Below are 22316 nucleotides of genomic sequence, written 5' to 3'. Positions count from 1 at the left end.
GTTTTATACGTGGTGGATTCTATACGCGGTGGGCGTTGATGATATCCAGTGCGAGCCGCGCATGCTCCTTGCGCTTGAATTGAAGAACCACATTGGTCCGCAATCCGGAGCGAGTGAGAATAAGCATGCGACCCGACAGCCGGGTGGCAGTGATATCGCTGTAATAGGTCACATCCGTGCGCTTCACCCGTCCCAGCCAGCCGATGCGATCCTCTTCAACACGGTTCTCATAGAGACGGAATCTTCCGCCGTCGAACAGAGGCTCAGTTGTGATGGTCATGGTCATCTCCTTTCCTCCGGTGGGATTTGGCCGGCATAGATGCGGCACTAATTGCGCAAGTATCTGCTAATGACTGATTGCAGTAATCCTCGATTGGGATAACGCTGAATTATCTGTCGAGCGATGCATGCTGCGGCGTCATAGCCGAACACTCCCTCACAGTGACGCAGTATTCGTGATATGCGACTGTATGCCCCCTTGTTATTTTGAAGGGTTGCTTCGCTGGTTTCTGAGGACTTCATTAGGTGCGTTTTCGTTGCAATGATGCCGTTTTGACGTCTTTTCGTGAGATTTCGCTGATTGCTGCTGATTTCGTTGTTTTCCGCGGTCTCTGTGTCCCGGTTGTGTCCGCATCGGTTCCAGTGCTCCCCAGTCGAATGCGACATAATGACTGAGGAGCACTGGAACCGGCGACGAGGCGTTCATTCGGACCGCTCATGCGAAACACAGCCGTTGCGAGGCTCTCCATCGCTGCCCGGTTCGCTCTACGTGTAGCGGGACGCCGAACATCGATTCGAGACGTTCGTCGGTAAGTCCTTCGTCAAGTGGCCCGGTGAATGTGATGGTTCCCGGTGTCGTGTTGCCGTCAAGTGTGGCGTAGATGCGCGGATGCGTGTCGAGGTATGTCATGCACTCGTGTTCCATCATTCGGCCCATCATCGCGATATGGTCGAATCCGGCGGGGATGTCCTCCACCTGATGCGTGACGAGCAGCATCGTGCGCTCGTCCCCTCGCGAGGCCAGCGCCGACAGTTCTCGCAATACCGTTTCACGGCCACCCAGATCAAGGCCGGTGGTCGGTTCATCGAAGATTAGGAGATCCGCTGGCGAGACAAGCGCGCGGGAGATCATCACCCTCGTGCGTTCGCCTTCGGACAGGTTGCGCCACTGTTTGCCGGTCAGATATGCGATGCCGAGCCGGCGCATCATCGCGTACGCCTTCTCGTATGCCTCGTCAGCCGAATCCTTCGTTTCTCGTGGAATCCCCGAGGCGACGACCGTGAGCGGGTTCATTCCCGACCCGATGTTGTGCCCGAACGCCGCCGAGACGATGGCCACGCGGGTGCGACGGCGCTCCGGGTCCGAGCCCGCGACTGTTCGGTCCCCGAAGACGCGCAGCTCGCCGACGTTGGGGTAGGTGCGCATCGCGATCATTTCCAGCAGTGTGGATTTTCCCACTCCGTTCGGCCCGAACAGCACCCATCGTCCGCCGGTGGCAATGGTGAGGTTTACGTCGGCAAGGATCAGCCGCCGATTGCGATAGTAGCCCACCGACCTGGCTAGTACCATTGCGCCGTAGGGTGTTTCGCCGAGCATGGTCATCGCCCCGCTTCCTTATTCCGTCCGATGATGATGCCGATGGCGGTCTGTGCGACGGCTAGTATGGCCAGCATGATGAGCACCGTCCGCCATCCCGAGGTGATGTCGTAAATCGTTCCGGCCAATGTGGGACCGACTGCGGCGAGCAGGTATCCTACGCATTGAGCCATGCCCGACAGTTGCGTCGTCTCCTCGGTGGTTGAGGTCTTCAATCCGATCAATGAGAGTGCCACGACCAGAGAGCATCCCGAGCCGATGCTGGCGACGATGATCCACAGCAGATCGAGCCGCGGTGCGAATGCCAGTCCGAGCGCACCGATGGCCAATGGCATGCTGGCGACGACAACGGCGGCGACCTGGCTGTCGCCCTTCAGCATTACGGGGATGAGCAGTCCCATGACGATACCGACGAGCTGGAAGACCGCCAGATGCCAGCCGGTCCGGTCGGCGGGCACGCCGAAGGAGACCTCGATGGTGGGCAGCCAGGTGACGCACACGTAATAGTTCACAGATTGCAGCCCCATGAACAGGGTGACGGCCCATGCCTCCGGCCTTTTCCACATGGAGACGCGGAGTCTGGTCTCCGATGCCGTACTTTGTCGGCTGCGGGGCTGCGCATCGGCGGCGGTCTTCGCAGCCGGGGTCGTCCTTTGCGCATTCGCCCGTGAACGCCATAGCCACAGCAGCGTGACGATTCCGGCGGGAATGGCCCAGATGCCGAGCGTGCCCTGCCACCCGATTGCATCGGACAGGGGCAATGTCGTGGCCGAGGCGAACGCGGCCATGCCGGTCATGCATGCGGAGTATATGCCGGTGGCAAGTGATGTGTGACCGGGGTAATCGCGTTTGACTATGGCCGGTACCAGAACGTTGCCCACCGCGATCGAGCAACCGATGACGAGCGTGCCGGCCCACAATCCGATGGTGCCACATGCAGAACGGATCACGATGCCGAACGTCAGGAACGCCATTGCGGCCAGCACGGTGCGTTCGATGCCGAGGTGTTCGGCGGCCCGGTGCACCATCGGGGAGACGACGGCGAACGCGAGGATGGGCAACGAGCCGAGCAGACCCTGCATCGTCGCGTTGAGATGTTCGGATGCCCCTATCCGTGGCAGCAGCGGGCCGACGGATGTGAGCGGGGCTCGCAGATTCAGCGCGACGACGAAGACCAGCGCGGTCAGTATCGATGCGGCGAATCGCGATGCCGACGATGGCATGGGATGTTGTTCTGTTATCTGTTCCATGATGATTGGCTAGATGATTAAAGAGTATCCGTGTGATGATGCCGTTGATTCGTATAGGGGGTGTTCGTTATCGTCCGTCGGGGATCCGAGCGGCGATGGCGTTGAGGTTTTCGGCGACGGCCGCGATGATCTCGTCGTCGCTTTGTCCGCCTTCCAACTTGAGCAGGCCAAGCGAGTGGAGGGCCCCGGCGATGGAGAAGACGGCGGCGATGCGCTCGCGCTCGTTCGCAGCTCGGGCGGAGTAACGTTCGACGAGCATCGATTCGATTTTGCGGAACATGGCTTCGGAGCGGCCGGCGAACAGGACGCGCAGATCGTCGATCTGGCTGTCGATGGCCGGTCTCCAGCCATTGAGGAATGCGGGCGGATCGGACAGGATCTTGTCCTTGTCGGGGTAATGTTCCAGCATCGCGTCGATGGTCTCGTCCTCAAGCTTGTCGTTGAGGTCGTATACGTCGAGGTAATGCTTGTAGAACGTGCTCGGGTTGACGAGCGCAAGGTCGCAGATGTCCTTGACCTTGACCTTCGAGACCGGAACTCCTGATGCCCGTAGGCGCAGGAACGCCTCGCGGATTGCCTTGCGGGTTTTGACGATGCGCAGATCGGTCACCATGCTCCTTTCGTTCTGCCGGTAGCGTCATTCCTGCTCCGTCCATAAGCCGCGTGTTGTTCGACGATTCAGGCGAATCGTTGAATAAGCGAGAAATGTCGCATATCAGTGGTTGTCATCCGTTGCGTTTCGATAATAATTGATGCTCGTTGAATAATCAATATCTATTGCTTATCGGAGTGTTATTGTGAAACTTGGCATCAACAGAAAACAATGGATCATGGTCATCGTGCTGCTCATGGGCACATTGCTGGCCGTGCTCAACATGTCGGTGGTTACGCCGGCGCTGCCGTCCATCATGAAGGACCTCGGGGTGGATTCCACCACCGTTCAGTGGCTGTCCAGCGGCTATTCTCTGGTCGAGGCGATGGTCATCCCACTCGCAGCGTTCCTCATGGGGCGCTTCTCCACCCGCAGACTGTTCATTGGATGCATCTCATTGTTCGCGGCCGGCAGTCTCGTCGCCGCATTCGCGTCGACCTTCCCCTTGCTCATGGTCGGCCGGGTGCTGCAGGCCCTGTGCACTGGCGCGATCATGCCGATGGTCACCGCGGTGATCCTGCTCGTGTTCCCCAAGGAAAGCCGCGGTACGGCAATGGGCATCACAGGACTCGTCGTCGGTTTCGCCCCGGCGCTCGGCCCGTCCGTCTCCGGCGTGATCATCGACTCGTTCGGCTGGCGCACGCTGTTTGTCATCATGGCGGCCGTCTCGCTGATCGTCATCGCGTTGGCCGCCGTCTACCTGCGTAACTTCGACGGCTTCCAGCCGGGTGCGTTCGACCTTGTCTCCGTGCTGCTCTCCTCGGTCGGTCTGGCATGCCTGCTGTACGGGCTGTCCACGTTCACGTCCACCGGCAACATGGCGCTCACCGTCTCGCTGATCGTCGTCGGCGTGCTGCTCGTGGCCGTGTTCGTGCGCCGACAGCTCAAGGCGAAGGAACCGATGCTGCGCGTCGGAATCCTCGCCAACCGCACCTACGCGCATTCGGTGATCATCGTGGCATGCATGCAGGCGGCCCTCATGGGTTGCAACGTCATGGTGCCGATGTTCATCCAGACCGTGCTCGGCGCATCCGCCACCGCCAGCGGGCTCGCCATGCTTCCCGGTGCCCTCATCGGCGCATGCTGCGGTATCGTCTCAGGCCGCATGTTCGACAAATACGGCATCCGCAAGGTCGCCCTGCCCGGCCTGACGGTCATGACCATCGGCGGCGTGCTCATGGCTCTGCTCGGCGCGGACGCCTCGGTCATCCTCACGGCATGCGCCTATACCGTGCTCTACGCGGGACTCATGTTCGCCATGACCCCGGTGAACACCTGGGGCATCAACGCACTCGACAACGAAAACATCGGGCACGCGCAAAGCGTGACCAACACCGTCGGACAGATCGCCTCCTCGATGGGCACAGCCCTCATCGTATCCATCTCCGCGCTGTCCACCACCCTCGCGCCCACCGCCAGCGAGCACGCGCAATCCATACTCGGCTCGACGCTGGCATTCGCCGCCATCGCGGTCATCCTCGCGGCCGCCCTCGTCACAGCGCTTCTGGCGACTCGAACGCACCGAGGCACGACGAAACAGACTCTCGTCGGACAGTGACCGAACCGACAACGCATCAACAGAACGGAACCAAAACGAAACGAGACATGATGAACACCACGAACAACTCGCTGACCCACAACATCCGCACTTTCCACCACGGCACCGAACCGCTGGTGGATCCCATCCAAGACACATTCATGCGCACCGACAAAGTCGGCAATTCATGGTTCTGGGTCGGTCATTTCGAGACGGGCGGCCACACCCTTGACTTCATGTACCATGTCAGCGTCCTGCAGTTCTCCAAATACCTGCCGGTGCGCATGATCAACAGCGTGCTGTCCATCACCGATGAGACCGGACGCATCTACCGTCACGAAGACCGCTTTTACAAGGTCAGGCGAGGACAGGTCGCAGGCCAGGGACTGCACATCCACACCGACAAGGACGTCATCGAAGGCGACCTCGACAACATGCGTATCGCATCGGCCATGCCGGACGGATCCATCTACCTTGACCTGCACGGCACCGGATATCCACTCTACAGTCTCGGTACCGGCTACTTCCAGATCGCCGGAGTGGCCAACTACTAATACTCGTTCCCGCACATGGCTGCCAAAGGCGTCATCACTCTCGACGGCCAGCGCCACGAGGTGGAGGGAATGGTATGGATGGACCGTCAGTTCGCCGGCATGCCCAAAGGCAGAAGCCTCAAGGACGGCTACAACTGCAAATGGCTGTGGATGAACCTCTGCTTCGATAACGATCCCGACGTGATCAGCCTATGGGGTGTAACCGAACTGGCCACGGGCAGCGAACATTGCTGGGCCAGCGTCCTGCATGAGGACGGCACCCAATCTTCCGCCGGCGTGGATCCGATGGTCGGCGACTCCTTCAACGTGTGGGAAAGTCCTGTGACCGGCATGAAATACCCAACCGGATGGACCATCTCCATCCCTGAATGGGAAGCGAAACTCACCGTCACATCCATCATGGATGAACAGGAAATCGCTTCGCCGAACCCCTCAGGGCGCAAATACGAAGGCGCAAGCCAAGTGATCGGCACCTACCGAGGACACTCGGTAACGGGCCACTGCTGCCTCGAACTCGTCGGAGGATGGAACTAACAACACCGGCCCATTTTCCGAAAAACACCGGCATCGGTCCAATTCCGCCAACCCGCCGAAGAAAGCCACAACCCGACGAACCGGTGAACAAGGGGATTTGGAATGGGTACTGAATGAATAGCCTTTCGGGGGCTCTCGCACAAGTTAAGCCCGTCTCGCGCACAACACGAGACGGGCTTAGCTCTTTGTTTTTTATTGAGCTTCACTGTCTTTGCTGAGCTTGCCGCCGAACGCTTGGTTCATCAAGGTGTAGACGGCTTGTGCGACGCCGATAACGCCGGTGAGGATGATGCCCCAGCCGTAGCCGTGGAAGCCGTTGGTGGCGGCGATGGCGAGCACGCCGAGCAGGATGCTCACGCCGAGGGACGTAAGGCCCACGTAGTCGGCGGGGATATGCTTCTCATAACTCTACAGCTCTATATCCTGTGCGAGGATGTTGACGGCATCGTTCCTATGTTCGATCCACCAGGCTGCGTCGTCGCGGCGGAGCACCTGTTTGCGCAGTTCGGCAAAGGCGTCGCGGTCCTCGATGCGGGCGTGGGCTGCGAGAATATCCACTTGGTTGAGCACTCGCCGGCGAATTGGCTCGGCGCGATCGCATTGCGTTTTGCTGCCCCATAATGCGCAGAAACCATCCATCCTGTTGTCCTGTCGGCTAACGTTGCCGATGCATGCCGCGCATAGTGATTGCTCCGCCTTGCGCACACGCTGTTCCACGATTACGTATGGGCCGTCCACATTGATGCGTTCTTGATGTCCGCATGCGTGCGTGATGAATCTCCAAGCCATGCCGTCCACCTCAACTTCCGTACAGCCTGTCATTTCCATAGGTATAGAACATATGTTCTATACCTATGTGGACATTTGTTCGAATGAGTCCGATGGCACAGTCTGAAGATGTTGCGTGTGCCACTCGGCTATTATGAAGAGGAATCCGGGCCATAGGAGATTCGGAGAACTTGATAATCGCAATGAAGCAGGAGGGCAATCAGTATGAACGTGCCGCAGGAAGTCTTGGATGTGTTGCATTCGGGCGAGGTGTATGTGTGGGATGGCGAGCTGATGGACGCCGCGCAGCAGGCGCAGCGAGACATACTCAACAAGACCAACGAGTTGCCGGCCGCCTCCGCCGAACGCGACAAGCTGCTGCACGAGTATTTCGCCGAAATGGGGGAGAACACTTGGGTGGAGCCGCCCCTGCGAGCCAATTGGGGCTGCTCGACCCATTTGGGCAGCTTCGTGTACGCGAACTTCAATCTGACGCTTGTGGACGATGGTGAAATCTTCATCGGCGACCATACGATGATCGGTCCGAACGTGACGCTCGTGACCACCGGCCACCCGATTCGCCCTGACCTGCGCGAGCGACTCGCACAGTTCTCGGAGCCAATCCATATCGGTCGCAACGTGTGGATCGGAGCGAACGTCACCGTGCTGCCGGGCGTCACCATCGGAGACAATTCGGTTATCGGCGCGTGCAGTCTGGTCACCAAAGACATTCCCGCCAACTCGGTGGCGGTCGGCACCCCATGCCGCGTGATGCGTGAAATCAACGAACAGGATCAGGAGTACTACTGGCGCGATAAGTGCATTCCGGAGGGGATGTAATGACATTTACGTAGTTGTAGAACTACCCCTCAGTCGGCTTTGCCGACAGCTCCCCTGACAAAGGGAGCCAGAAGAAGACAAAGTGTTGATGCGGTGTTCTGCGGGGTAATCGGACTAATGTAACCAAGTGAAGGCATTCCCTCATCACAAAGGAGTTATGACAATGTCCGAACCAACCATCCCCGCAGAAGGCCGTGTTGCTGTATTGACGGAGCCCAAGCACATCGACGTGCGCACGCTCCCACTGCCGCAAATCAACGATGACGAAGTGCTCGTCCGCGTTGAAGGCTGCGGCATCTGCGGCACCGACCAGTCCGAATACCGTGCCGACCCGTTCGGATTCGCTCCCATCGTGCTCGGCCACGAAGCCACCGGCGAAGTCGTGAAGCTTGGCAAGAACGTCACCACGGATTACTCCGGCAAACCGCTCAAGGTGGGCGACAAGATCGTCACCGGTCTGCGCCCATGCGGCCACTGCTCCATCTGCAAGCGCCGCGCCGACATGATCCACCTGTGTGAAAACGGCGAGATCCATGGACTCATGCCCGGCGAGGACCACTTCTTCAACGGCTGGTACTCCGACTACATGAAGTGCAATCCAGGTGCGGCAATCTTCAATGTGAACGACATGCCCGACCGTGACCTGCGCATTCTGATTGAACCGGCCGCCGTGATCGTGCACGCCGTGGAGGAGTCCAAGAAGATCTACGATTTCAAACACGGCTCCCATGTGCTGGTCCAAGGCTGCGGCCCAATCGGCCTGCTGCTGGTCGCCCTGCTCAAGACCTACGGCATCCGCAACATCGTAGCCGTGGACGCCAAGGAAGCCCGACTTCAGATGGCCAAGAAGCTCGGCGCCACCGCCACCGTGAACTTCTCCGACTACGATTCCGTGGACGCCGCGGCCGACGCCGTGCGCGAAGTCACCGAAGGTCTCGGCGCGGAAATGGGCTTCCAATGCACCGGTTCGCCCGCAGCGGCCGCAGCCCTGTTCAAGTACATTCGCCGTGGCGGCTCCTACTGCGAGGTCGGCTTCTTCACCAACACCGGCGACGCCACCTACAACCCGCATCTGGACGTGTGCCAGAAGGAAATCAAGCTCACCGGCTCCTGGACCTATCAGGCCGGCGACTGGCTGGAAGCACAGGAGTTCCTCAAGGAAGCCAAGGATCGCGGCCTGCCCGTCATGGACTTGGTGACCAACGTGTTCCCGCTTGACCAGATCAACGAAGCCATGGAATACGCGCTCAGCATGCAAGGCCTCAAGATCGAGGTCGTGCCCGAGCTGTGAGGCAGTAGTCTGCTTCTATCGTGAAATAGCGTGCTTACGAACAAGTTAATCATAAACAACTTGTTCGTAAGCACACTATTTTTGGCGCGGATAGCTGATTTGAAAACATTACCGAATGCGGTAGTTGGAACCGCGCTGGGTCATGATGAGACCCGCGCGCGTGAGCTTCTTATCCAGCGTATACAAAGCGTTGCGCAGCAAGCCCTGCTGTTCAAAATACGGCCCGCCCACAAGGCCCACAAGTTCCTTGGTGTTCACGAACTTGCCATCGGCTTTGACCAATGCCTCCAGCAGGCTGTATTCCAAGCGGGAGAGTGTGATCGGACTATGCGTGGACGCGTAGTAGGCCCGGCGATGGGTGGTGTCCAACGTGAGATTGCCGCGAATAATCATCGCAGGAGAGTCGGCGGCGAGCGCGCTGATATATGACAGCAGCTCAGTATCGGAGAACGGTTTGCGCAGTATGGCATCCGGTTGGTTGGCGTTTACTGGTGTACCGGATTTCTTTGAATCGCTGGATTCCCCGGTCTCATTGGATTCAGATGATGCAGTCGGTTCAGCTGATTGATTCGGTTCGATTGGCGCGTATTCATGCGGCAGTGCTCGCCAACGATTACCCTCGCCGGTCGCGCGGCTCAACGGAGTGGTGGCGAGCAGCAGAATCTTCAATGAGGGGCCGGTTGTACGCAACTTCGCAACGAAATCATTGTGCGGCGGTTCGACCAGATCCTCGTCGAGCACAATCGCATCATAAGGGATTATGGGTGCTGCATCGACATCATTTGCGGTTTGGGACTGCGTTGAGGCAGTGGTTTGTACCGGAGCGCCCGTTTGCGCAGTCTGAGTTTGATTGCCGCCCGATGCTTTGGCATCGACTTCATCCTTGGCTACAACCTGCCCTTGCTGTGCCGCGATAATCGCATGCAATGTCGCTTCCCGGGTGCCGGTCTGGTCAACCTCATGCTGCGCGCCCAGCAACGTGCCGCGAATGGCGCGGGCGAGCGGCTCATTCGATGCGGCGACCAGTAACTTCATAAGGCACCTCCTATGTCGCCCAGTGTAGGCCGAGGTATGGCAGGGGTTCCGGATGCAGGTACCATCCAGAACCCCTCGTCTAGTCTAGGCCGGAATGCGGCTGGTCACAGGAGTGTGATTACAGAATGGGCCGCAATGTCGTAGGGTAACGGCGATGCGTGGAAACAATGGTGAGTGAAACGGCAAGGATACCGAATGCAACCAATACGATCAGTGCCCAAACCGTGGACATCATCAGCATCACAATCATGAATACCAGCATTGGCGCGGAGGAAACCAGTGAGATTACCGAGAATGAGCCAACCGAGGCCGCATGCGAGGCAAGCAGAATCTGCTCACCGGCGAAAGCAATCACCGCTGGCGTAAGTACAATGCACACCATTTCAGGAATCGCGGTGCTGCTCCAATGGACCAATCCTCCCCAAGCCAGATAGCCAAGAATGGTCAGCGACATGATTTCGGCTATGAGCATGGGCAACAGACTTTTGGCTATGCAATACTGCAGCATCGAACGGCCGGAGGCACGCCAAGACTCCAGAGTGCCGTCAACTTCCACCGAAGCCGACATATCCATCGTATTGGGATTGGCCATCAGCGTGCATAATGCCAATTCGCTGCCCAAGAACCCATACCATGGTGCGAACGTCTGCACCATGGATAATCCATCTATAGTGGTGGGGTCCGCGGGAGCGCTCACGGAGAGCATAGCGAGCATCACCGGAATGAACAGCCAAAGACCGATGCCGAATGCCAAATATAACGGGTTCCTGCGTAGAAGAATCCAATCTTTCCAAAGCATTGCTTTCATAGGAGCTATCCTTTTCTGAAGCTTGTGCCACGTTGCTTACAGTGGTTTGTTTATTCCTGAACTACCCCTCAGTCAGCTCCGCCGCCAGCTCCCCTGGCAAGGGGGCTGAGAGAGGGTGATGCCAAAGTTCACATTGCTACGTTCGCGGCCAAGTGTGGCGGCCTGTTTGAATGTGTCGATGTTTGGGAAATCGCTGATATCGCAATCTTTGACGAGGTGCTTGTTATCGAGGATGATGACGCGGTCGGTGACCTCCCAGCAGTATTCCAAATCATGCGTGATGATCAATATCGTGCGGCCGTTCGCCTTAAGTTGTTTCATCAAATCGACCAGCAACTGCCGGGTGATCGGATCCACCGCATTGGTCGGCTCATCCAGCAGAATCAGCTTTGGGTCGAACAGCATGCCCGACACAATGCCTGCGCGTTTCCTCAGGCCGCTGGAGAGATCTTTGACCTTCTTGTCGAGGTGCTCGCCCAACTCGAACGCCTGCACCATCGGCAGTTCGTTGAGATGCTGCATATCGATGGGATGCGGGTTCTCGTGCGTGGCGTAAAGCATCGAACGGAACTTGAGATTTTCGCGAATGGTCATCGTAGGGGAGAGGTTACCGGAATCGCTCAGTTGAAACACTTCGCGCATCGAATGGAATACATTGCTGTTGATTGCCGCGGAACCGTGCTGCGGGCGCAGCAAGCCAGTAATAATGCCGAACAGGGTGGTTTTGCCCACGCCGTTGTATCCCAGAATGCCCAGCGATTGGCCGACCGGCACGTCGAGATTGATATGCTCCAGCACTGGTTTGCTGCGTTTATAGCCGAACGTCATATCCGTGATACGGATGGCCGGCACTTGATCGGTGCCGATAGTGTCGTTGTTAGGTGCGAGGGTGGAGCTGGTCATGAGTAAAGCCTTTCCTTTGATGCAAATGGACCAGATATAGAGCGCGAATGCGATGAGCGTGGGCGCGCATGCTGTTGCGATACCTTGCGGAGTAAGAATTGCCGAGCGCAGCGTCGGAGCAACGGCATAGGTGAATGCGGTGAGTATTGCGCTCGCAATGGTGATTGGGATGAGTGCCCACACTAGTTGCACGATGACATATTGGCGCAGCGGACGGCCGCAAGCTCGTACCGTGAGAATGGTGCCATTGGCGAGGTCGCTGCGGATGGCATCGATGGAAAGCGTAGGTGCCAAGCATATGCCCAATGTGATGATGGCGAACTGGTACAGGGCGTTCGCCGCATCGTTGCGTATGCCGATTACGGGAATCACGGCGATGCAGAGCATTGACATGGCAATGGCGATGATGGTGATGGACAGCATCGCGGTGTTATGGCGAAGCTGTTGGAAATCCTTGTAGAAGATGGCTCGCATAGGTGCCTCGGATTAAGCGTGGTGGGGTGGCGCGTGGTGTTTTTGGGTAGGCTTGCGCCAAGCCATGCGCATGATAGTGATTTTTGGGTATGGCTTGCGCTGGCTCAGGAAGGTCAGGAACTGCTACTGCCCAGCGACGATTTGGCGCAGAGCGGCTACGTGGGATTGGAACGCCTGCTTGCCTTCGCGGGTGAGTTTCACCCAGGTGACTTTGTAGGCTTTACCGCCTTCGCCGGCTTTCTTATCAAGCTGAATGTAATCATGCTCGGCCAACGTCTTGAGGTGTTTGGAGCACGTAGCGTCGCTAATCTCGAGCGTATCGCGCAGCACATCGAATCGCATGGTGCCATACGTGTCGAGCAGGCCGCAGATGCGCAATCGAATCGGAGCGTGGATGACTTCGTTGAATACCGGTTGCTGATTATCCGATGTCATGATGCACCTCCGTTGAAGAATCGAGAGCAGATGAATCGGGGGCGGTACGTTGCTGCAATGCGCGGACGATTTCGTCACATTCCCATGCTTCCATGGCGCCATTGATGACCGCGCCGACCAGTGTGACTGCCGCGGCTGACCACCATGCGGTGGTGGCGAATCCTACAGCGAGTGCCAAAATCGGTGGAATGAAATTAACGAAGAAATGCACGGCGACCGCCATCGTATAGCGGCGGCTTTGCATCGCCGGTTTCGGTGCCAGCCATTGCGGAGCGATGCCTTGTCGTCGGCTATTGAGCATGATGACTGCAGCGAGAAGCAGCAGGCTTATCACCAGCAGAGCAGCTACAACCCATATGGGATTCCACGGCAGGTTGAATCGGTTGAACCATGCCTGAGGGATTAGCCAGTACGTGAATGTGAGCAGACCGAATACGATGGCGATCCAAACAATGTTGGATGTGCGGAGAGCTGCATAGCCGGTTGCGATTTTCGCGCGATCGGCGTCGAGTGTCTGCAGGGCGTCGAGTGCATCAAGTGCTTGCTGCTGGCCGTTGACCGGTTTGTGTTCAGGCATTTGTTGTGTCTGTTGCTTCTGCTGCGTATTTGCCATGACGGCTCCCTTCACGCGGATTGCTGTATATCCGAATAGCAAACCTCTTTCCGTTATGGAAAATAGTATCACTTTCCATAGTGGAAAGAGGTTTGTGCGTGTTGGGGGAGTGTTGACACTCAGCCGATGAAGGCGATGGGGGCGGCGAGATCCACGCCGGAGCCATCGCGGCGCATATCCGGCTTCGGCAGCTCCACCGCGGTTCCGGATGATGTGGCCGCGTTGAGCGGGTAGAGGCCCACCCATGCCAGAATCAGCGTGTTCTGACCCTTCAAGAAGCGCTGCGAGCGCACGCCTCCCGTAGCGCGACCCTTGGTCGGATACATTTCGAGCGGCGTCACCTTGGCAGCACCGTTTTCGGTACCGGGCAAAGCCTCCTCATCACCGGCCACAGTGAGCACCACGGCACCGGAGGCCGAGCTCAACCCGTTTTCGCCTTCCTCATACGTCCATGCCACCTTGCCGGCAGGCACCACGTTGAACGCCATCACATGCGCGCCGGCAGCCAGCTTGATGCCGGCCATACCGCCTGCGGTGCGGCCCTGCGGACGCACATTCTTCGCTTCGAACGTCAACAGTGAGGAGTCAGAGGAGATGAACACCAGACGATCATCGTCCTCGGCGGTGGCGGCGAACACCACTTCGTCGCCTTCCTTCAGATCAATGACCGGCCAGGAATCCATCGTGGTAGGTGCCTCGCGGTTCCAACGCTTGACCACGCCATTGCGCGTGCCAATGGCCAGTGAGGGGAGCGGTGCAGATTCAGTGGCGTCTTCGTCGCCATTATCGTTGCTCTTCGGCTGTTCCATGGCGATGGCAGTCACCACATGCTCACCCGGAATCGGATCAGTGGACTCGGTCATACCAATCAGCTCATCAGCCTGCACGCCACCGGTCAGCGTCAGCGTTTCCGAAGCGGGCAGTGCCGGCAAATCGACCACATGAGCCAACACTAAGCGGCCGGCCGAAGTGATCAATGCAAACGTAGCCTGCGTGGAAGTCGGGAAAATCGTGGTGATCTGATCGTTCGGCTGGCGCTTATCGGATGCAGAGCGGGCATGGTACACATCCAATGCGCTCGGCGTGGTGCGGGCGATCAGACCGGTGGCGCTCATCATCACCACGCACGGCTCGTCCTCGATCTTCAATGCACCGGCCAGAACGTTCTCCTCACCGCTCTTCTTCGCCGCCTTGGTGGCGGCGGCCACATCGGCCGCGGCGGAGGAGATCGTGGCGGCGGACTTGGCGGCCTCCATCGCGGACTTGGCGAGCTCGGATGTGCCGGAACCATGTGCGGCCACCGGGGTCAGCGTGCCGTCCGGATCAACGTCGAGCAGCACCGTGCGGCGTGGGGAGCCCCACTTGGCCACGGCCTGATCCATCTCGTCGGTCACCACCTGATCCAACGCTTCGGCGGAAGCGAGAATACGGGTGAGCTCCTCGATGCTTTTCTTCAGATCATCGCGTTCGGCTTCCAGCTCGATGCGATTCATCTTGGTCAAGCGGCGCAAACGCAGATCCAGAATGTACTGGGCCTGCACATCATCCAAATCGAACACGGCCATCAAACGGGTCTTCGCGGCATCCGCATCATCCGAGGTGCGAATCACCTGAATCACCTCATCGATGTCCAGCATGGCCAACAGCAGGCCCTCGACCAGGTGCAGTCGCTCCTGAGCCTTCTTCTTGCGGTATTCGGACCGGCGGCGAATCACCACGCGGCGGTGGTCGATCCACACCTGCAGCATTTCCTTCAAACCCATCGTGTGCGGGCGGCCGTTGACCAATGCCACGTTGTTCATGGCGAAATTGTCCTGCAACGGCGTGTGCTTGAACAACTGCACCAGCACGGCATGCGGGTCGAAACCGGTCTTGATCTCAATCACCAGACGCGTGCCGTTGTGACGGTCGGACAGATCGAACGCGCCGGAAATACCTTCCAACTTGCGGTTCTTCACGCCATCGGAAATACGTTCGATTACCTTTTCCGGGCCCACCATGTACGGCAGTTCGGTCACCACAATCGCCTGCTTGCGGGCGGTCACATGCTCCACATGCGTGGTGGCTCGCGTGGTCAGCGTGCCACGGCCGGTTTCATAGGCTTCGCGAATACCATCACGACCTAAAATGGTGCCGCCGGTCGGCCAATCCGGGCCCGGCACATAACGCATCAGCTGTTCGAGCGTGGCCTCTGGATGAGCCATCAGGAACTTGGCCGCGTTCACCACTTCGCCAAGATTATGTGTGGCCAGGTTCGTGGCCATGCCGACCGCGATGCCCGAGCCGCCATTGACCAGCAGGTTCGGAATCGCCGCCGGCAATACGGTCGGCTCCTTGAGCTTGTTGTCATAGTTCGGCGTGAAATCAACCGTATCCTCATCAATGTCCGCATTCATGCCGAGCGCGGCCGGGGCAAGACGAGCCTCGGTGTAGCGGGAGGCCGCCGGGCCATCGTCAAGCGAGCCGAAATTACCGTGGCCATCCACCAGTGGTAGGCGCATCGCGAACGGCTGAGCCAAGCGCACCATAGCCTCGTAGATCGCGGAATCACCGTGCGGATGCAGTTTACCCATCACCTCGCCCACCACACGGGCGGACTTCATATACGGGCGATCCGGGTTCAGATTCATCTGACCCATCTGATAGACGATACGGCGCTGCACCGGCTTCATGCCGTCACGCGCATCCGGCAACGCGCGCGCATAAATTACCGAATACGCGTACTCAAGGAATGACTTGCTCATTTCCTCATTGAGCGGCGTCTCGACGATATGCTCCTTGACCTTGCGCGGATCATAAGTCTGCACGGACGGTTTGCGGTGTGATGCCATGAAACTCCCTTTCAAACTCGCCCTATATTAGCAGTGCCCCTCGCATTGCGGGGTTGGTGGGGTTACGATGAACCCTATGACTGTAGAAACGCCGGATATGGATGAGCTGCTGCGCCTGATACCCACCGTGACTTACGGGGATAGGACAGTAGATGCGCGCGGGGGAGCATTGCACCTTTCCGCCGTGCTTCCCGCCCTCTCCAGCGCCATCGGACACCCGATTGCCACGCCGGTGCACGCCGACCCCAAAGCCTGCCAGCAGACGCTTGACTTGCCGGACGCGCCTTCCGCCATCGTGGTGCTCGTGGATGGTCTCGGCTATTGGAATCTCGCTATGCGCCTCGGTCATGCGCCGTATCTGCGTTCATTGATGAACGACACTGCCAATCAGCGTCCCATCGCCACCTGTGCGCCCAGCACCACTGTGGCCGCCATGGCTGCTTTCGGCACCGGCACCTGCCCGGGCTTGACTGGTATGGCCGGTTACACGCAGTTGGAGCCGGAACATCATACGCTGATCCAGCTCATTCAATTCAAGGATGCGTTGGCACCCAAACCCGCCAATCCGCATATTCCCGTGCCGCCGATGATCGATCCGCTCGCTTTGCAGCAGGAACCCACGGTATTCGAACGCCTGCGCGCCCAAGGAGTGCGCGTCACCAGTTCCGGGCTGCCCAAGTTCGCCGGCTCGCCGCTCACCGAAGCGGCATTGCGTGGCACCGACTACCAGGGCAACGTGACGCCGCGTGACCGTGTGCTCGCCGCCGCCCGTGCCGCCCGTGAACAAGGTCTGACCTACCTGTACATCCGTGACGCCGACAAAATCGGTCATAACTACGGTTGGGATTCCGAGAACTGGGTGGCCACATTCGAACATATCGACGCCCAGCTCGCTCTGCTGCGTCGCAGCGCGCCCAAGGGTACGTTGATTGTGATCGTGGCCGATCATGGCATGGTACAGGCCGATATGAGCCAGCGTATAGACATAGCCGAAAACCCGCAGCTGGCGCAGGGCGTGGAATTCGTGGGCGGGGAGCCGCGTTCGCTGATGCTCTACGCCAAGGCTGATGAAAATCCCGAGGATATCGCCGCACGCTGGCGTGACCGTGTCGGCGAGACGGCACTCGTGCGCACCAAAGCGCAAGCGTTCGCCGATGGACTGTTCGGCCCGGTCAGCGAACGTGTGAAACCGATGATTGGCGACGTAATCGTGCAGGCCGCTGGAGCCGCCACGTTCGTGGACTCACGCACGCAGAACGACAAAGCCACGCATCTGCCGAGCGTGCATGGCTCCCAGACGCAATTGGAGATGGAGATTCCCTGCCTGATCGATGTGGCGTAAGCGCCCCACGGGCACAGGCCTCAGTCGCCGAAGAGAATCTCATCCCAACTGGGTACTGCGGAGCGGCCGGAGCGGCGCTTGGCGGGTTTCGCGGGCGTGCTGGCGGCCGGCGTGGCATCACCGGCACCGGCAGTCGTGCCTTGCTGCGCCGTACTGGCAGTTGCAGCGGAAGTCTGCTGCGTCGCGCCAGGCATATTGCCAGCGTTGGAGCGACGCACCGGATTCAGCGGATTCAGATTACCGGCCGTGGCAGTATTCTGTGCGGGAGGCAGTGAGACCGATGGGGCAGAAGTGGAAGCGCCACCCGCCGGTACAGCTCCCGGAATCTTGACCGGCGGCATCGAACCGGAAGTAACGAATTCAGTCGTGCCGGAAGTCGCAGCCTGAGGCACTGCCGCAGGAATGGAAGGCTTGGGTGCAGCCCAGGCGCTGACCGCGCGTTCGATGCGCGCCGAACGCACGGAGTCACCGGGCAGTTCCGGCGTGGGCAGTACTTTGACCGCGGACTTGGAATCATCGGCGGCACTGCGTTCGCCCAGCAGTTTGCGTGCCGCATTGTTCAGACAGACCACGGAATTGTCGTGCATATTCCACGTCCACTCGGCGTGGATTTCGCGCCCGGCTGAAGTGAAAATCGCTACGATGCGCCATGGTTCCAGTCCACGACGCGTCGACTTCCATGTGACCGATTCCATGCCGATCGAAGCGGACGCAAGCGTGCGCTCCACCAAATCGCTGATTGTGCGCACACGACTATCCTTCGGAGCGGGCACGGCGAGGAACTGTTCGATGGCATACTGCTTTTCGGTTTCCACAGCCGCGGAGAAGCGCCGCACCAACGTTTCGCTCAAACCATAGCGTTCCGCCACGCGGGTAGGGTCCGCGCCGGCGCGAATCAGCGATTGAATCTGCGAAATGGGCAGCGTGGCTTGCTCATGCGGCTGCACCGTTTTCTGCGTCTCGCTCTTGACCTGCTTGGCTTCGAGAATCGCACGCTCAAGCGTGTCGTCAAGGCTGATGGCCACATAGCGGCCACCTACGGAGAACACTAAATCCCCCGTATCGCTGACACGCTCAAAATGGGCCTTTTCCAGCCGATTCTCAGGCATATGCACACCACTTTCCTTGGCAAGGACATTGCTATATTCCAGTATGCCCCACGTGTCGAACTTTACATGTATTTCAAATCGTGTACCCTATGGCCGAGTACAGCGCGGTAATACGCGCGGTAATAGATGTTAGACGAAAGGACCATGATGGCTCAGGATTATGATTCCCCACGCAACAAGGACGAGGACGAGGAATCGCTGCAGGCTCTGGGAAAGTCCGCGCAGAATTCTTCGAGCGATATCGATGATGACGAGAACGCCATTGCCGAGGATTACGAACTGCCGGGTGCCGACCTCAGCAATGAGGACTCCTCGGTGACCGTCATCCCGATGCAGGGCGACGAGTTCATTTGCTCCCAGTGCTTCCTGGTCAAGCACCGCAGCCAGCTCGCCTACATGGACGAGGACGGTCAGCCGGTGTGTGAGGAGTGCGCCGCCTGATGGGGTTTGACGCAGCCTACAACGAACCGGAAAACACCGAAGTACTGGTCAAGTCCCTTGACCCGGCGCACCCGGCCGATCTGCATTACGCACACGCCGGCGATGCCGGAGCGGACCTCATCACCACGGTCGATGTGACGCTGAAACCGTTCGAGCGCGCGCTGGTACCGACCGGTGTGGCCATCGCGCTGCCGGCCGGCTACGTGGCGCTCGTGCATCCGCGCTCCGGTCTGGCCGTCAAGCAGGGCGTCACCGTGCTCAATGCGCCGGGCACCGTGGATGCCGGGTATCGCGGCGAGATCAAAGTGCCGCTGATCAATCTGGACCCGGAGCATACGGCGGTGTTCCATCCGGGCGACCGCATCGCCCAGCTGGTGATTCAACGGTACGTGGAAGCGAAATTCGTTCCTGCCGAGACGCTGCCCGGTTCCGATCGCGCCGAACGTGGTTTCGGTTCGACGGGCGTGGCCTCGAACGCTGCGAACAGCTGATTTGGAGAGAAATCAAGGTCGCGCCGCGAAATGAGTGCCGTGGCGCGACCTTACGCGTGGCTACAATATAAGTCACATCGGGAGGTGGTTGGCATGTCGGAAAACGAAAGCGAGCAGTATGCTGCCCGCAAACTGGGCTGCGAGATCAGCGCCGATCCTTTGAACCCGCTTGAGCCGATCAAGCAGGTGTGCAAGGCCCATCATCCGGGAGAAGACCTTTCCATCCTCGACCGCGCCTACCAGCGCGCGGTGATTCAGCATTCCACGCAGCGCCGCAAGTCCGGTGAACCGTACATCATTCATCCGCTTGCGGTTTCGCAGATCTTGGCCGACCTTGGCATGGGTCCGCTCGTGGTGGCGGCGGGTTTGCTGCACGACACGGTGGAGGATACCGACTACACGCTGGAGCAGTGCCGCGCCGAATTCGGCGATACGGTGGCCGGCTTGGTGGATGGTGTCACCAAGCTGAGCCAGCTGGAGGTGGGGGATTCTGCCCAAGCGGAAACCATTCGCAAGCTCGTGGTGGCCATGAGCCGCGATGTGCGCACCCTGGTGGTCAAGCTCGCCGACCGAGTGCATAATGCGCGAACCTGGCGTTATGTGAAGACCTCGTCCGCGCAGAGGAAGGCGCGTGAGACCCTCGACGTGTACGCGCCGCTCGCCAACCGTCTCGGTATGAACGCCATCAAAACCGAGCTGGAAGAGCTGAGCTTCAAAGTGCTTTATCCGAAGATCTACAACGAGATCGTGGTGTTGGTGGCTCGCCGCGCCGGTCAGCGCGACGTGTATCTGAAGCAGATTCTCGCCGAAATCAACGAGGATCTTGCCGATCAGCACATCAAGGCCTATGTGACCGGACGCCCGAAGGATTACTTCTCCATCTATCAGAAGATGATCGTGCGCGGCCATGATTTCGCCAACATCTACGATCTGGTGGGCGTGCGCATCATCGTCGACACCATTCAGGACTGCTATGCGGCGCTTGGTGCCGTGCACGCGCGATGGAATCCGGTTCCCGGCCGGTTCAAGGATTACATCGCCATGCCGAAGCTCAACATGTACCAGTCGCTGCATACCACGGTGGTGGGCCCCGGCGGCAAGCCCGTTGAGATTCAGATCCGTACTTGGGATATGCACCGTCGTGCCGAATTCGGTATCGCCGCCCACTGGAAGTACAAGGAGAACGGTCAGGCCGGCCGTGCCCTGAGCTCGCCGGACAAGTCCGATCGCAAGCGTGGCGAAAGCGAGCAGCAGGAGCTATCCGAAGCCGATAACCTGAAGTGGATTCAGCAGCTCGCCGACTGGACGTCCGAAACTCCGGATTCCAACGAGTTCCTTGGTTCATTGAAGGAGGATCTCGGCTCGGCCGAAGTCTACGTATTCACGCCGAAAGGCAAGATCGTCTCCCTGCCGGCCAAAGCCACGCCGGTCGACTTCGCCTACGCCGTGCACACCGAGGTGGGCCACCGTACGATGGGCGCGCGTGTCAACGGTCGATTGGTGCCGCTCGATACCACGCTCGACAACGGCGACACCGTGGAGATTCTGACTTCCAAGTCCGATACCGCCGGCCCTTCGCGCGACTGGCTGAGCTTCGTGAAAAGCCCGAAGGCCCGCAACAAGATTCGTCAATGGTTCTCGAAGGAACGCCGCACCGAGGCCATCGAGGAAGGCCGAGACGAACTGACCCGCGCCATGCGCAAACGCAACCTGCCGGTCAATGCTCTGCTGACCACGGAAGCATTGGTGGGTGTGGCCGTTGACCTGAACTTCCCGAATGCGGATGCTGTGTTCGCCGCGATTGGCGACGGCCAGATTTCCACGCAGAACGTCATCTCGCATCTGGTCAAGGATGCAGGCGCCGACGAAGTGGACGAAGAGGTGGAGCAGGAGGTTCTGCCGCTGAAGCCGGTGGAACGCAAGACCTCCTCCAGTTCCACGGGCGTGTCCGTCAAGGGCGTGGGCGACGTATGGATCAAGCTGGCTCGCTGCTGCATGCCGGTGCCGGGCGACCAGATCATCGGCTTCATCACCCGCAATCAGGGCGTGTCCGTGCACCGCACCGACTGCCAGAACATGATTGATCTGAAAGCCAAGCAACCCGAGCGCGTGGTTGAGGTGGAATGGACCAGCACCAAGGGCCTGTTCATGGTCAAGATTCAGGTCGAAGCATTGGATCGACGCAACCTGCTCTCCGACGTGACGCGCGTGCTCTCCGACCATGGCGTGAACATCATCTCCGGTACGATCGCCACCGGCTCCGATCGCGTGGCCACCAGCCAGTTCAGCTTCGAAATGGCCGATCCGCAGCATCTCAACACGCTGCTCGCCGCCGTGCGCAAGATCGACGGCGTGTTCGACGTCTACCGCTTGACCGGCGCCAAGGAATCCGCGGAGCCGCGACTGCGCAAGATGAAGTAGTGCAGCGCGTAGTTGGCATAGTTCGTCGCGTAGCTGGCGTAGTTGGCGTAGCTGCAGCAAGTGCATAGCAAAGAGCCCTCTGATTGTATTAATCAATCAGAGGGCTCTTGTGTTGCCGAGTTATACGCTTACTTACATTAAGCTTACCCAGTCGTGATTATCGAGTGCAGATTACTCAACCACATCCACGGACAGGATAACAGCCGGTTCGAGCGGACGATCCATCGGATCGGTGTCCAAAGCCTCCAGCTTGTCCACGACCTTCTTGGAAGCCTCGTCAGCGACCTCGCCGAAGATGGTGTGGTGACCGTCCAGCCACGGGGTCGGAACCGTGGTGATGAAGAACTGGGAGCCGTTGGTGCCGTGAATCTGGCCGTCGCGGCCGCGACG

Annotated in this window: 23 protein-coding genes and 1 pseudogene; 10 read left to right on the top strand and 14 right to left on the bottom strand. The window is 59.1% G+C overall.

The window, feature by feature from the left end; all coding sequences use genetic code 11:
• Positions 1-19 precede the first annotated feature (19 nt).
• The 4 genes from JS530_RS08035 to JS530_RS08020 form a co-directional block, all read right to left on the bottom strand.
• Positions 20-280 (bottom strand): hypothetical protein, encoded by a 261-nt coding sequence (locus tag JS530_RS08035; RefSeq protein WP_214376666.1) that lies wholly within the window; start codon positions 278-280, stop codon positions 20-22.
• A 435-nt stretch (positions 281-715) separates the two neighbouring features.
• Positions 716-1603 carry an ABC transporter ATP-binding protein gene (locus JS530_RS08030; RefSeq protein ID WP_240541149.1) on the bottom strand — a complete coding sequence of 296 codons (888 nt, stop codon included), beginning with the start codon at positions 1601-1603 and terminating at the stop codon, positions 716-718.
• Entirely contained in the window at positions 1600-2847 is a 1248-nt protein-coding gene (locus tag JS530_RS08025) for a CynX/NimT family MFS transporter (RefSeq protein WP_214376665.1), read from the bottom strand. Before JS530_RS08025 ends, JS530_RS08030 begins: the two co-directional genes overlap by 4 nt.
• Positions 2848-2914: 67 nt before the next feature.
• Positions 2915-3460 carry a hypothetical protein gene (locus JS530_RS08020; protein ID WP_214376664.1) on the bottom strand — a complete coding sequence of 182 codons (546 nt, stop codon included), beginning with the start codon at positions 3458-3460 and terminating at the stop codon, positions 2915-2917.
• Positions 3461-3644: 184 nt separating this feature from the next.
• On the opposite strand from JS530_RS08020, the gene JS530_RS08015 reads away from it, so the two are divergent.
• The 4 genes and pseudogenes from JS530_RS08015 to JS530_RS08005 all read left to right on the top strand — a co-directional run bounded on the left by JS530_RS08015 (position 3645) and on the right by JS530_RS08005 (position 6124).
• Positions 3645-5057: a DHA2 family efflux MFS transporter permease subunit gene (locus JS530_RS08015; protein ID WP_214376663.1), complete on the top strand. Its 1413-nt coding sequence runs from the start codon at positions 3645-3647 to the stop codon at positions 5055-5057.
• A gap of 47 nt (positions 5058-5104) precedes the next feature.
• A complete protein-coding gene (locus tag JS530_RS08010) occupies positions 5105-5590 on the top strand; it encodes a hypothetical protein (protein WP_214376662.1) in 486 nt (161 codons plus the stop codon).
• Between the two features lie 12 nt (positions 5591-5602).
• Positions 5603-5674, top strand: a pseudogene (locus tag JS530_RS10990) (hypothetical protein); the annotation flags it as partial.
• Positions 5660-6124: a lipocalin family protein gene (locus JS530_RS08005; RefSeq protein WP_214376661.1), complete on the top strand. Its 465-nt coding sequence runs from the start codon at positions 5660-5662 to the stop codon at positions 6122-6124. The pseudogene JS530_RS10990 and the gene JS530_RS08005, both read left to right, overlap by 15 nt.
• 192 nt (positions 6125-6316) lie before the next feature.
• On the opposite strand, the gene JS530_RS08000 is transcribed toward JS530_RS08005, so the two are convergent.
• Both JS530_RS08000 and JS530_RS07995 read right to left on the bottom strand, forming a co-directional pair.
• Positions 6317-6481, bottom strand: coding sequence for a hypothetical protein (locus JS530_RS08000; protein WP_214376660.1), 165 nt, complete (start codon positions 6479-6481; stop codon positions 6317-6319).
• A 51-nt stretch (positions 6482-6532) separates the two neighbouring features.
• On the bottom strand, positions 6533-6913 hold the full coding sequence (locus JS530_RS07995; RefSeq protein WP_214376659.1) for a hypothetical protein: 381 nt from the start codon (positions 6911-6913) through the stop codon (positions 6533-6535).
• Positions 6914-7117: 204 nt separating this feature from the next.
• On the opposite strand from JS530_RS07995, the gene JS530_RS07990 reads away from it, so the two are divergent.
• Both JS530_RS07990 and JS530_RS07985 read left to right on the top strand, forming a co-directional pair.
• Positions 7118-7732 carry a sugar O-acetyltransferase gene (locus JS530_RS07990; RefSeq protein WP_214376658.1) on the top strand — a complete coding sequence of 205 codons (615 nt, stop codon included), beginning with the start codon at positions 7118-7120 and terminating at the stop codon, positions 7730-7732.
• Positions 7733-7895: 163 nt separating this feature from the next.
• A complete protein-coding gene (locus JS530_RS07985; protein ID WP_214376657.1) occupies positions 7896-9023 on the top strand; it encodes a zinc-dependent alcohol dehydrogenase in 1128 nt (375 codons plus the stop codon).
• Between the two features lie 108 nt (positions 9024-9131).
• Here the strand turns inward: JS530_RS07985 and JS530_RS10825 are convergent, their stop codons facing one another.
• From JS530_RS10825 to JS530_RS07955, 6 genes are all read right to left on the bottom strand, one after another.
• Positions 9132-10058, bottom strand: coding sequence for a response regulator transcription factor (locus tag JS530_RS10825; RefSeq protein WP_240541148.1), 927 nt, complete (start codon positions 10056-10058; stop codon positions 9132-9134).
• 118 nt (positions 10059-10176) lie between these two features.
• A complete protein-coding gene (locus JS530_RS07975; protein ID WP_214376656.1) occupies positions 10177-10866 on the bottom strand; it encodes a hypothetical protein in 690 nt (229 codons plus the stop codon).
• A gap of 72 nt (positions 10867-10938) precedes the next feature.
• A complete protein-coding gene (locus tag JS530_RS10820; protein WP_240541147.1) occupies positions 10939-12243 on the bottom strand; it encodes an ABC transporter ATP-binding protein in 1305 nt (434 codons plus the stop codon).
• A gap of 123 nt (positions 12244-12366) precedes the next feature.
• Positions 12367-12678, bottom strand: a complete 312-nt coding sequence (locus JS530_RS07965; RefSeq protein ID WP_214376655.1) for a transcriptional regulator — start codon at positions 12676-12678, stop codon at positions 12367-12369.
• On the bottom strand, positions 12665-13291 hold the full coding sequence (locus JS530_RS07960; protein WP_214376654.1) for a hypothetical protein: 627 nt from the start codon (positions 13289-13291) through the stop codon (positions 12665-12667). Before JS530_RS07960 ends, JS530_RS07965 begins: the two co-directional genes overlap by 14 nt.
• Positions 13292-13410: 119 nt before the next feature.
• Complete coding sequence (locus tag JS530_RS07955; RefSeq protein ID WP_214376653.1) at positions 13411-16122, bottom strand: DNA gyrase/topoisomerase IV subunit A; 2712 nt, start codon at positions 16120-16122, stop codon at positions 13411-13413.
• Positions 16123-16198: 76 nt separating this feature from the next.
• Between JS530_RS07955 and JS530_RS07950 the strand changes: the two genes are divergently transcribed.
• On the top strand, positions 16199-17464 hold the full coding sequence (locus tag JS530_RS07950) for an alkaline phosphatase family protein (protein ID WP_214376652.1): 1266 nt from the start codon (positions 16199-16201) through the stop codon (positions 17462-17464).
• Between the two features lie 20 nt (positions 17465-17484).
• Here the strand turns inward: JS530_RS07950 and sepH are convergent, their stop codons facing one another.
• The gene (sepH, locus tag JS530_RS07945; RefSeq protein WP_214376651.1) at positions 17485-18573 is read right to left on the bottom strand and encodes a septation protein SepH; all 1089 of its coding nucleotides are present in this window, start codon (positions 18571-18573) and stop codon (positions 17485-17487) included.
• A gap of 147 nt (positions 18574-18720) precedes the next feature.
• On the opposite strand from sepH, the gene JS530_RS07940 reads away from it, so the two are divergent.
• The 3 genes from JS530_RS07940 to JS530_RS07930 all read left to right on the top strand — a co-directional run bounded on the left by JS530_RS07940 (position 18721) and on the right by JS530_RS07930 (position 21926).
• Entirely contained in the window at positions 18721-19014 is a 294-nt protein-coding gene (locus tag JS530_RS07940) for a DUF4193 domain-containing protein (RefSeq protein WP_033890131.1), read from the top strand.
• Positions 19014-19505: a dUTP diphosphatase gene (gene dut, locus JS530_RS07935; protein WP_214376650.1), complete on the top strand. Its 492-nt coding sequence runs from the start codon at positions 19014-19016 to the stop codon at positions 19503-19505. Before JS530_RS07940 ends, dut begins: the two co-directional genes overlap by 1 nt.
• A 93-nt stretch (positions 19506-19598) precedes the next feature.
• Positions 19599-21926 (top strand): RelA/SpoT family protein, encoded by a 2328-nt coding sequence (locus JS530_RS07930; protein ID WP_214376649.1) that lies wholly within the window; start codon positions 19599-19601, stop codon positions 21924-21926.
• 171 nt (positions 21927-22097) lie between these two features.
• On the opposite strand, the gene JS530_RS07925 is transcribed toward JS530_RS07930, so the two are convergent.
• Positions 22098-22316 (bottom strand): peptidylprolyl isomerase (locus JS530_RS07925; protein WP_214376648.1); only part of this gene is annotated, 219 nt, incomplete at its 5' end.

Source organism: Bifidobacterium colobi (assembly GCF_018555455.1).
GTDB lineage: Bacteria > Actinomycetota > Actinomycetes > Actinomycetales > Bifidobacteriaceae > Bifidobacterium > Bifidobacterium colobi.
The sequence above is the reverse complement of the archived record's forward strand: the minus strand, read 5'-3'. Positions and strand labels throughout refer to the sequence as shown.

Coding starts and splice junctions, on each gene's coding strand:
- dut (WP_214376650.1), top strand. CDS start 19,014: ATGGGGTTTGACGCAGCCTACAACGAACCGGAAAACACCGAAGTACTG.
- JS530_RS07995 (WP_214376659.1), bottom strand. CDS start 6,913: ATGGCTTGGAGATTCATCACGCACGCATGCGGACATCAAGAACGCATC.
- JS530_RS07940 (WP_033890131.1), top strand. CDS start 18,721: ATGGCTCAGGATTATGATTCCCCACGCAACAAGGACGAGGACGAGGAA.
- JS530_RS07975 (WP_214376656.1), bottom strand. CDS start 10,866: ATGAAAGCAATGCTTTGGAAAGATTGGATTCTTCTACGCAGGAACCCG.
- JS530_RS07955 (WP_214376653.1), bottom strand. CDS start 16,122: ATGGCATCACACCGCAAACCGTCCGTGCAGACTTATGATCCGCGCAAG.
- JS530_RS08030 (WP_240541149.1), bottom strand. CDS start 1,603: ATGACCATGCTCGGCGAAACACCCTACGGCGCAATGGTACTAGCCAGG.
- JS530_RS07985 (WP_214376657.1), top strand. CDS start 7,896: ATGTCCGAACCAACCATCCCCGCAGAAGGCCGTGTTGCTGTATTGACG.
- JS530_RS07930 (WP_214376649.1), top strand. CDS start 19,599: ATGTCGGAAAACGAAAGCGAGCAGTATGCTGCCCGCAAACTGGGCTGC.
- JS530_RS10825 (WP_240541148.1), bottom strand. CDS start 10,058: ATGAAGTTACTGGTCGCCGCATCGAATGAGCCGCTCGCCCGCGCCATT.
- JS530_RS07990 (WP_214376658.1), top strand. CDS start 7,118: ATGAACGTGCCGCAGGAAGTCTTGGATGTGTTGCATTCGGGCGAGGTG.
- JS530_RS10820 (WP_240541147.1), bottom strand. CDS start 12,243: ATGCGAGCCATCTTCTACAAGGATTTCCAACAGCTTCGCCATAACACC.
- JS530_RS07960 (WP_214376654.1), bottom strand. CDS start 13,291: ATGGCAAATACGCAGCAGAAGCAACAGACACAACAAATGCCTGAACAC.
- sepH (WP_214376651.1), bottom strand. CDS start 18,573: ATGCCTGAGAATCGGCTGGAAAAGGCCCATTTTGAGCGTGTCAGCGAT.
- JS530_RS07950 (WP_214376652.1), top strand. CDS start 16,199: ATGACTGTAGAAACGCCGGATATGGATGAGCTGCTGCGCCTGATACCC.
- JS530_RS08010 (WP_214376662.1), top strand. CDS start 5,105: ATGATGAACACCACGAACAACTCGCTGACCCACAACATCCGCACTTTC.
- JS530_RS08035 (WP_214376666.1), bottom strand. CDS start 280: ATGACCATCACAACTGAGCCTCTGTTCGACGGCGGAAGATTCCGTCTC.
- JS530_RS08005 (WP_214376661.1), top strand. CDS start 5,660: ATGGTATGGATGGACCGTCAGTTCGCCGGCATGCCCAAAGGCAGAAGC.
- JS530_RS07965 (WP_214376655.1), bottom strand. CDS start 12,678: ATGACATCGGATAATCAGCAACCGGTATTCAACGAAGTCATCCACGCT.
- JS530_RS08025 (WP_214376665.1), bottom strand. CDS start 2,847: ATGGAACAGATAACAGAACAACATCCCATGCCATCGTCGGCATCGCGA.
- JS530_RS08020 (WP_214376664.1), bottom strand. CDS start 3,460: ATGGTGACCGATCTGCGCATCGTCAAAACCCGCAAGGCAATCCGCGAG.